This is a genomic window from Maritimimonas sp. 2405UD52-3 (assembly GCF_056591715.1).
Genome location: NZ_JBWQOL010000005.1, coordinates 178,457 through 188,889 on the forward strand (window position 1 = coordinate 178,457; position 10,433 = coordinate 188,889).

Annotated in this window: 9 protein-coding genes; all 9 read right to left on the reverse strand. The window is 28.6% G+C overall.

Annotated elements, in window-relative coordinates; translation table 11 throughout:
• Nucleotides 1-201: 201 nt before the first annotated feature.
• Nucleotides 202-1,335, reverse strand: coding sequence for a glycosyltransferase family protein (locus AC1EU5_RS12710; RefSeq protein WP_480192776.1), 1,134 nt, complete (start codon nt 1,333-1,335; stop codon nt 202-204).
• A gap of 20 nt (nt 1,336-1,355) precedes the next feature.
• Entirely contained in the window at nt 1,356-2,321 is a 966-nt protein-coding gene (locus tag AC1EU5_RS12715; RefSeq protein ID WP_480192777.1) for a glycosyltransferase family 2 protein, read from the reverse strand.
• Complete coding sequence (locus tag AC1EU5_RS12720) at nt 2,308-3,660, reverse strand: O-antigen ligase family protein (RefSeq protein WP_480192778.1); 1,353 nt, start codon at nt 3,658-3,660, stop codon at nt 2,308-2,310. Before AC1EU5_RS12720 ends, AC1EU5_RS12715 begins: the two co-directional genes overlap by 14 nt.
• A 9-nt stretch (nt 3,661-3,669) precedes the next feature.
• Complete coding sequence (locus AC1EU5_RS12725) at nt 3,670-4,701, reverse strand: glycosyltransferase (RefSeq protein ID WP_480192779.1); 1,032 nt, start codon at nt 4,699-4,701, stop codon at nt 3,670-3,672.
• A gap of 41 nt (nt 4,702-4,742) precedes the next feature.
• Entirely contained in the window at nt 4,743-5,708 is a 966-nt protein-coding gene (locus AC1EU5_RS12730; RefSeq protein ID WP_480192780.1) for a hypothetical protein, read from the reverse strand.
• A 40-nt stretch (nt 5,709-5,748) separates the two neighbouring features.
• Nucleotides 5,749-6,945, reverse strand: coding sequence for an ATP-grasp domain-containing protein (locus tag AC1EU5_RS12735; RefSeq protein WP_480192781.1), 1,197 nt, complete (start codon nt 6,943-6,945; stop codon nt 5,749-5,751).
• A 126-nt stretch (nt 6,946-7,071) separates the two neighbouring features.
• Nucleotides 7,072-8,184, reverse strand: coding sequence for a DegT/DnrJ/EryC1/StrS family aminotransferase (locus tag AC1EU5_RS12740; protein WP_480192782.1), 1,113 nt, complete (start codon nt 8,182-8,184; stop codon nt 7,072-7,074).
• 49 nt (nt 8,185-8,233) lie between these two features.
• The gene (locus tag AC1EU5_RS12745) at nt 8,234-9,679 is read right to left on the reverse strand and encodes a lipopolysaccharide biosynthesis protein (protein WP_480192783.1); all 1,446 of its coding nucleotides are present in this window, start codon (nt 9,677-9,679) and stop codon (nt 8,234-8,236) included.
• A 115-nt stretch (nt 9,680-9,794) separates the two neighbouring features.
• A complete protein-coding gene (locus tag AC1EU5_RS12750; protein ID WP_480192784.1) occupies nt 9,795-10,433 on the reverse strand; it encodes a DapH/DapD/GlmU-related protein in 639 nt (212 codons plus the stop codon).

Here is a 10,433-nt window from a genome sequence, read left to right on the forward strand (position 1 = left end):
CTAAATTAGTAGAAAAGCTTACTTATTAACAGCATAATTACTGACTTATTGAATTCTTACTGATATTTATTAAATATAACAACTGTTCTATTTCAAATTCCTACCACTGGGTATATGAGTTCTTCAAACACCATTTTTTTTATAACCTCTTAAACTTTCCTTCAAATATACGTTCTGATTATAGCTTGGAGTAAATGTTTATTACAATTTCAATACATCTTTATACATTGAAATATATCTCTTTGAGATAACATCTAAAGAAAATAATTGATGTGCTCTTTCACTAATTACTTGCCTATCTAATGAAATCAGTTTTTTAATCATTTCTGGTTGTAGCTCATTAAAATTGCTAATTGTTAGACCAAATTTTGATGTCTTTATATAATTATTTATTAATTCAACCCCTGTGTTAGCAACAACTGGTAAACCGGAACACGCATATTCGCTAAACTTTATAGGAGCTGCAACTTGGTTAACAATATCATCGTTTCTCCATACGATGCTTATATCTGCAGCATTTAAGTAACTAGAAACTTCGGTATAAGGAACAAATAAATTAATAACATTATTATGAGCTATCTTTTTTCTTGACAAGTTTAAAATCTTATACCCATTTTGAGCAATTTGATTGATAATCTCATTTGTATTTTGCCAAGCCGAGTTTCCAGATGTCATAAAAAGAAAAAGTACGTCTTTCTCAGCTAAATCTAATTTTTTTCTAAACTCCTCTCTTATTGAGCTTGAAAATTTAAAACTATCACCGGCAATACAATGATTTACATATATCTTCTCTTTGTCAAATCCTGATTTCTCAACTATATAATCTCTCAGTCTTGTTGATACACATGAAATATAATCACTACTTTTATTTAAGTACTTTAAATTTCTCTTTAATTGATATAATTTCAATTTCAAAAAAGGTTGCTTTATCTTACTATAAAGTGAAATTTCTTCATAACTCGCCCCTCTTACATCAGTGATAATTTTTACATTAGAAAAATTGGTTCTTTTAACAATGCGACTTACTAATAAAGAAAATGTTTCCCCGCGCAAATGAATGATTGTATTATCTGATAAGATCTGTTTTAATACCGAATTCAGTTCTCGAGACTGAAGGAAATTAAAAAAATGATAATTTGGGTACTGCTTAAACCTAAAAACTTTAATGCCAGTATTCTTGGTTTTTTCAATTAAAGCTCGCCATTTATCATCATTACTTTCACCTACCAGTAAATAAATGTCATTAATGTATTCATCTAGTTCAGCTTCTTTGAGAAGATTTAAAACTTGTGATTCGCCACCAAAATCGCTTATGTAAATCAAAGTTTTCTTCATATGATTAATTCTCTATAAGTTTAAAACGGATTGTATCCCGTATTTTTATTCTTTTTGAACAACCATTTATTGAAATATGTTAAGCCTCTATATTTGGCGTGTGCATATATAAATAGGTTTTCATTTCTAAATAAGTAGTAATAAATGGATTTTATAAATGTTCTTACTACACTCATGACAGTTTTTAAGTAAAATCTGAAAAACCGCGTTTTTTTTAAATGTAGAAATTTTAAAATAAGTTTGCTTTGAACCGTCCAATAAGCTAATCTTGGATTTTTATCTCTACCCCCTACCGAAACACTGCCTTTATGCCATAATTTAGCATGTGGGGTAAACACTAATTTATACCCTGCTTTCTTAGCCCTAAGGCCAAAGTCCGCTTGTTCTGAATTGAACCAAAAATAATCACAATATCCACCAATTTCATCATAAAGCTTAGCAGGAAAAAGCCAGAAAATATCATCTAACATGTCGCGTTCTTGAATAGAATCATATTGCCCTTTATCCAACTCATCAACGCCTAAAACTTTACTAATAAGATATTTTTTATTGGTATACTCATAACCAACAAACTGAAGCTTATTTGGTTCATCATAATGATACACTTTACCTGTAACTATTGCTTTTTTATTGAATTTTTTATACGTTTTCAATAGTTCTTCGATTGCGTTTTCATCAAGTATCGTATCATTATTCATGATTAAATAGTTATCAGGGCTTAATTTTGCACCTTCATTCAAGCCAAAATTTATACCACCAACATATCCGCTATTCTCTTTAACTACTTTAAATAGTAATCTTTTATCTTTAGGTAATTTCCGTATCAACTCATCTTGGTTCTCTTTAGTTGACCCATTATCAATAGCCAATAACAAAAAATTTTGATAACTCGATTTTAATATAGAGTCAATACATTTTAATGTATATTCATTTTGGTTATAATTCAAAACAATTATTACTGTTTTTTCTGTATCATTTGTATTCATACTCAATTTTTTCTTTCGTTTGTGAAGTATAAAACAACTGTCTAGATGCAAAGTACATAGCTAAATAAACAAACCAACTATATCTAGATGGTAAAGATACTGGTGAAAACCAATTCATATAAAGCATTAAATTATATACCCAATAAACTATAAATAAAATTAATCCAAAAAATTCCATCGAATAGTAATTTACTTTTTGTTTTCTTAAATATTTAATATCAAAAATCAACGATTTAATTAATAAAACATAAATTGGAATAAAAAATAGGATTCCAAAAATCCCAGTCATTGCTATTGCACCTAAGAACGGATAATCAGCAGCTTCATAACCTTGCTCATCTCCTTCTTTTGTTCTCCAACGATTGTCAAAGCCTGTTCCAAAATATGTATTATCTTTTATTAAATTCTGCATAAAATCTTTTCCAAAACCTAATCTAGCATCTTGCCCTCCTGTAGATGATTCACCAGTTTTAGCAACATACATGGCCTCTTCTAATGCGTCTGAGGCAGCTTGAATATATTTTGGAAAGCTTAACGATATAATAAAACCAAGAACAATTGAATATAATAATACTGAAAAAAGTTTTTTAACTGAAATTAGCGCTTTATGTTCGATAAAGTTAAACAAAGTTAAAGCCAAAAAAATATATAAAAAAGTGCCAATTATATGTCTTCTAGTAATGGATAACAGCCACCCTAAAAACATCAATCCAAAGGCAAGTAAAATTATATTTTTCCATTTAAATCTTTTCTTAAAAAATACGATAACAACAGCTCCTATAGGAATTAATAATGCCATGAAACCATAACTTTTTAAAAATATTCTTTTAGCTCTTGTGAAACTTCTATTCATTGTATCTAATGGCAAAATTTCTATTCCTGTGACTATAGTTGCGATGAAAAGTATTAAAACCCCAATTGATGATAAAAATAATGTTCTAAAAAAAAGCACATTACTTCTCAAATAGAAATGGTAAACAGTTATAAATAAAAGAAAATTATAAATTGCCGTTCTACTTTTCTTTAAAAAGGAAAAAAAAGAATAACCACCCGACGATTTAAAAGTAGGCGTAATATATCCAAAAACAATGAAGTAATATAATCCAAAAATAATAAAATATTTTATTGATTTATGATATAAGTCGCTTTTGACAACGGGTTTACCTTGTCTAACAAACATATAGCAGCCAAATAATAAAAAAAATAATAAATCTCTTATCGAAATAGATCCTTCACTTCTCATCAAACCTAAGGCTTGTAAAATACCTCCAGGATTGGAATATATTATAAATAAAATCCAAAAAATATAATCAATATATTGAAACTTCTTTTTATCCATTCTTTTGTCTTACAACAAATGAAATTTTCTAAACAATGTTTTCATGAATTTATCAATAACAACCCATTTGAGTAAATAAATCCATAATTTTGGAGACTTATTTAGCATAGTAATTAAAGGAGCCTTCTCTTGCCAAGATATATTTTTATTTTTTAGAATATTATATGATGTTTTCGAAAAAATGGTGCGGTTAATAAAATCAGATTTAAAATTCACTACCGACATATAGTTCACAAGCCCCGATTGCTGTACAAGTGGTACTCTTTTAACAAAAAAATCGTTAGATCTGCTTATTCCTAAATTATGAAATCTATAATGAACCCACTTTTCATCTATATATTTAATTTTTGTATAAGTAGAGATATGTAACCACCATCTATAATCATACGCGAATTCTTCACCAAACCTTTCTAAATAATCTAAAAATAAATCTTTCTTAAAACATACGGTTAGGTTATTAATAAAATTACCTTCTAAAAGTTCCCAAAAAATGAATCCGCTCTTATACAAAGATTTAATTTTTTTATGAAAATCTGTAGATTTAATAATATTATCATTTTCATCAATCATAATAATATCAGAATAAATCATTCCGTAATCACTATTTAATTCCAAAAAATCTACTTGCTTTTGCAATTTTAACGAATCGGTCCAATAATCATCTCCCTCACAATGAGCTATATATTTACCTCTAGCTGAGTATAAATTATAAGTTCCATTAAATTTAGGTGTAGGCTTTCCATACACATGAATATTATTTTCTCTTGAATGTAAAAATAATCTAATCTTATCTGGGTATTTTTTTGCATATTCTACGCAAATATCTCTTGTGCCATCTGAAGACGCATCTTCACCCACCAAAATTTCAAAATCAAAATTTGTTTGCTGCATTAAAATTCCATCTAAACACTTTGTTATGTAATTAACGTGCTGATAGGTCATTACACATACAGATACAAGAGGTTTCTTACAAACATCATTTTGAAATTCTTTAACTGGAACTTTTAGATATTTTTCTAAAAAAATTTCTTTTGAAGACATAAATCTATAATCTACTTAAACTAATTTTGTGTTTTGTTCTTTTAAGAAACACTTTCTATAATTGTGTGTATAATTTTATGCATTTCTTTTTCTCCATACCGCTGATCAATTGGAATAGGTATCAAATTATCTTGAAGATAAGCTTCATATGTATTCTTTTTATTCAGCCAAATTTTTACATTAGGCCAATAGGTAGCAACGAAAATTCTTTTATCAATCAGTTTATTTTTTAAACTTTTATTTCCTTTAAACAAAAAAGGATATACTAGAGGTCCATTTATAAAAGAAGTCTTCAAAATTGGGGTTAACTGATTTATCTGACCAAGTGAATTATGAATCATTTCAAAGTTTCTATTTCGAATTTCCTTAATGCTTTCATAATTTATGTTTTGCAATAATTTAAATGTTAATTGAGACATGTTGCGAAAAGACACGTCATTTAGTTTGATTTTATTAGCAATAAATGCTTTATAACCTTTTTCTGCCCCATTCTCTATTCTCTGAACTAGATGCGAAATACGATCTAAAGAATTGTCTTGTTCTAATGTAATATTCATTTTGGATTCTACATATGCAAAACCTCCGTCAGGTATCCCAAAAAATTTGCGAGGAGAATAAAATGTTGGTGCATCTTTTATAGGTTTATCAAAAAAAGCTTGCGAATTATCAATTACAACATTCTGAAAAGACTTTATCACATGTGCAACTTGACTATTCATTACTCCAAAATAATTCACATAAAGTAAGGCTTCCCTTTCTCCAATTGAATTTTTTACCGGTAGAAAATCCTTATCTAGATGATAAAATTCAAAATCAATCTTCAATCTTTTAAGTGGCTGAAGTATAACATCACATGTATAATAAGGTATATGAACTCTTTCATAGTCTTTATTAAATAAGATATACTCAAAAGAATTTCGCCCAGTATTTAATGCTGTTCCTGCGTCGTGATAAACCGATCCATAATTATTCAATTCAAGTTCTAGATATCCACCAATAGCATTCATAAAAGCATATATTCATTTAAGTTAACTTTAAATAGAAAAATTACATTAGCTCTATTTTTACATATTTACTCATATTCAATATTTTATCATGCATTTCTTTGGCAGTAGAAAATTGAAGCAATAAAACACCAATCGCAGTATTTGAACCATTGTAAGCATTAATTTCTTCATTTCTAATTTTGAAAATATGTTTTTCGAGAATATTACTTTCTATAGAATCTGAAATCACTATTTTCTTAAACTTACCTGGAATTTTACTATGTAAAATATATTGAGCATAATATCCCTTTTTACTATATGATTGTACACTTTTATAGTTACCCATAGCAACTTCAATTGATGATTCGACCAAATTGAAGCCGCTTGCATATTGTTCCAATTTGGGTATAAAATTTCCTCCACTTCTAGGTCCAACTTCTATCAAAAACACTCTTCCTTTATTGTCAATTTTTGCCTCCATGTTGAAAGCTCCGTGCTTCATATCAAGTATATCAATCAATTTTTGTAATTCACTTTCAATTTCAAGCAATTTAGGCTTATTTTGAACTGAAGGTAAAACTGTTGAAACGGGCACTATAGGATTTACATGTTCATTAAAATATTGATCGCCTAAATAGCAAAATACTACTTTGCCTTCAAAAACAAAAGCATCTCCATGTAATTGACAATCTTTACTACTTATAAACTCTTCAATTATAATTCTTTTATTTCTCGAATATAATAACGCAAAATTGAAAGCGTCTTCTAATTCTGAACGGCTAATAATTTTAGTTACACCTTTACTTCCTGAAGAATCTACGGGTTTAACCATAATAGGAAAGGTAAACTTATCTATATCTTCTAAAGCTTCGTTATAGCTTGTATAGCCTTTAGAATATGGAACATTAAAATTATTCTTACTCAAGAAATCTCTAAACAAATCCTTTTCAGTAAGAATCTTTACAGAATCATAAGGGTTTCCAGGAAGGTTTAGTTTCTCTGAAACATATGCAGCTGTAGGCGCCGACGGATCCGATGCGTAGGCTAATATTCCATCTATTTTTATTTTTTTTGCTAGTTCTAATACTCCTTCAAGATTAGTTGTGCTTACATTGTGATATTCATCTGAAAATTTATGTCCAGGATTATTGGGTAAGTAATCACATGTTATTACATAATATCCTAATTTCTTAGCATACTTTATTGCAAATAACTGAAAAAATGATCCACCTAAAATCAAGAGGCGTTTTTTATTCATACTACATCGTAAAAAATTCATTCATAATAATATGATCATCTCAATTGTATTATCATAAATTCGGTAATCTTAATAGCTTTGAAATGAAGATTTTAAATAATATTACATTTTTTACGCTCTTCATACTTATTGGGATATAATTTTTGCAATTTCTTTAATGGTATCTTTTGACAGTCCAGGATAAATTGGCAAACAAATTACTTGTCGAGTAATTTCAGCAGCATTTTTTAAATTTACAGCATCTGATGATGGTAAACCTCTATAAGTAGGAAATTCGCTTATTAAAGGATAAAAATACCGCCTTCCATGAATACCATTACTTTTTAATTTATGATACAACTCATCCCTTGTATGCGGATACTTTGCGGGGTCAATAAAGATGGGGAAATATGCATAATTATGCTTTACACTTTGTATATCATTTAAAAAACGAATTCCATCAACATCATTCAGCAATTCTCTGTACTCATTCGCTATTACTTTTCGTTCTTCAGTTTGCTTTTCAAAAGACTTTAATTGTAATAAACCATAAGCCGCCTGTACTTCATTCATTTTTGCATTTATACCAGGTGCAATAACAGTTGTTTCATCAGCAAACCCAAAATTCTTTAAATAATCTATCCTTTTTTTTGTTTTTTCATCGTTGCAGATAATAGCTCCTCCTTCAATTGTATTAAATGTTTTAGTTGCATGAAAACTGAGTACAGATAAATCACCAAAATTTAAAATTGAATTGTTTTCTTTTTTAACCCCGAATGCATGGGCAGCATCGTATATTACTTTAAGACCATAGATATCGGCTATCTCATCAATTTTTTCAACATTTGCAGGGTTACCGTAGACATGAACGGGCATTATTGCCGTTGTTTTTGGGGTTATGGCTGCCTCAATTTTTAGAGGGTCAATATTACCATAAACGGGATCAATATCAACAAAAACCGGTTTAATTCCATTCCAGTACAATGCATGCGTCGTTGCTACAAAAGAATAAGGCGTGGTAATTACTTCTCCTGTAATTCTTAAAGTCTGTAATGCTGATATTAATGCTAAAGTACCGTTTGAGAATAAGGAAACATAGGAAACGCCTAGATAATCAGCAAGTTTTTTTTCAAATTCCTGATGAAATTCACCATTATTTGTCAACCATTTTTTCTCCCAAATAATTTCTAAACTTTTAACAAAATCATGAAGATCGGGTAGTGTTGGTTGTGAAATTAATACTGGTTTTTTATTCTTCATATTTTAAATATTATTCACCAAAAATAAATTAAACTATACTATTCGTCCTCTAATTTTTTCTGCTTATTTTACTTTTTATAATCTCTATACTATCTATTAATAATTTTCTATTTAAATAATACATCCCCAGCAAGTAAAAACTTGCTATAAATAATATAGTAAAAGCAATTTTTAAATAATTATTATTAATTTCATTCATAAAAAATATTCCTGATGCAGCAAGAATTACTGAAATAAAAAATAAAATAGAAACATCTTTCAATTGTTCAACAATGCCATAATTAACCATTCGTTTTGTATAATATGTATTGATCAATAAGCCCAAAAATGAGGCTACTATTTCACCATAAATAATAAATACAACCCCAAAGCGATACATAATAATGATATTTATAATTCGTAGAATATTTCTTAAAACGGATATGTTAAAGTTTAATTTCATTTTACCTTGAGCAGTCAATGCCTGTATATTAACCATGTGAATAGGGTATAAAACTCCGGCAATTAATAATAATTGAAAATAGGGTACCATTGGCAACCATTTTTCAGTCAATAACAATAGAAAGAATGGTTCTGCCATAACAAAAAAAATAGCTCCTAAAGGAACAACGAAAAATAAGGTATGTTGGCAAAATTTTCTCATAGCATTTTTTAGTGCGGTTTTGTCTTCTTGTAATTTTGAAAAAACAGGAAATGCCACTGTTCCAACAGCATGAGACGTTGTTCTCGATAATGTTTGGTCAAATTGTTTGGCCTTTGTATAAAAACCAAGCTGAGCGGCAGGAAAAAATTTACCAATTACAATTAAATAAATATTATTGAATATGGTAGATAAGATACCCATTAACAAAGCCCAAGAACTAAAAGACAACATTGATCTTAAAGAATTAATACTGAAGTAAGGAAGTGGTCTCCATTTATATAAAACATACAATCCTATGCTTTCAATACTAGCCTTTACAATTCTATAAATCACTAAACTCCAAACTCCATAATTTAATAATGCGGCGATAATTCCGAATGTACTAGATAATATAGCGCTTATCAGCTTTAAGATGGTTTTTTTTTTGAAATCTACATTTTTTGTCAATTTTGTTCTTTGAATTAAGCCAAAAGAATTTATGATCAAAACTAAACTCAATACTCGAACTAACTCAATTAATTGAACCTCTTCATAAAAATTTGAAATTAAAGGTGCTGCAAACCATAAAATAATAAAGAAAAAAATACTTACAGATAAATTGAAATAAAAAATTGTACTGGCATCAGTATCATCAGCATCTTGTTTTTGAATATAAGCCAGACCAAATCCACTATCTATAAACATAACCGATATAGCAATAAAAACAGTTATCATCCCAATAAGACCATAATCTGTTGGAGTCAAAAGTCGTGCTAATATTACACCCAACACCAATCTTATTAACTGAATACCTATTTTTTCTAGCAGGTTCCAAAATACACCGTCTATTGATTTTTGTTTTAAATTATTCAATTCTCACCACTGTATTTAAAATATTAATTGTTCGTTCAATAAATCTAATTCCATATGTTCTTACTAAGATTTTCTTATCTTCAATTACAAAAGGAATTTTATAGAACACAAATAATCAATAATAACTATCAAAGTCTATTTCAATTTTCTTTATCATAATTGCTGGAACACCCCCAATTAAAGAATATGGAGGATACGATTTAGTCACAGCACTATTTGGTGCAACAATAGAATGATGTCCAATTGAAACTCCCGGATAAATTGTACAATTTCCACCTATATAAACATTATCCTCAATGAAAATGGGAGCCGTAGGTCTAAACTTATCTTTTTCTTTATCTTTTAAAGGAATACTATTTAAAGCCATTTTTGCTGATGAATGGCACCATAACGCTGTTGAAGGTCCTGCAATATGAACATAATTACCAATTGTAATATTATCGCTTGTATCTAAAATATTATTAAGCCCAAAATAACAATGTTTACCTAATACAATGTTTCCTTTTTCAGTACCTACTACTCTAACACCGCTCTCAATAACAGAATAATCTCCAATAGATATACTTCTTAATTTCGAATATTCTCCAATTTCAACATTCTTACCTAATTTAACAGTTTTTGATAACTGGCAATTCCTTGCTAATCTGCAGTTATCACTTACTTTAGTCTCTCTAGAGATGATAACATTTCTACCAATCTTACAAGATGAATTATTTAATCTAAAAAGTAACTTGTTTAAAAAGGCATTAATCAT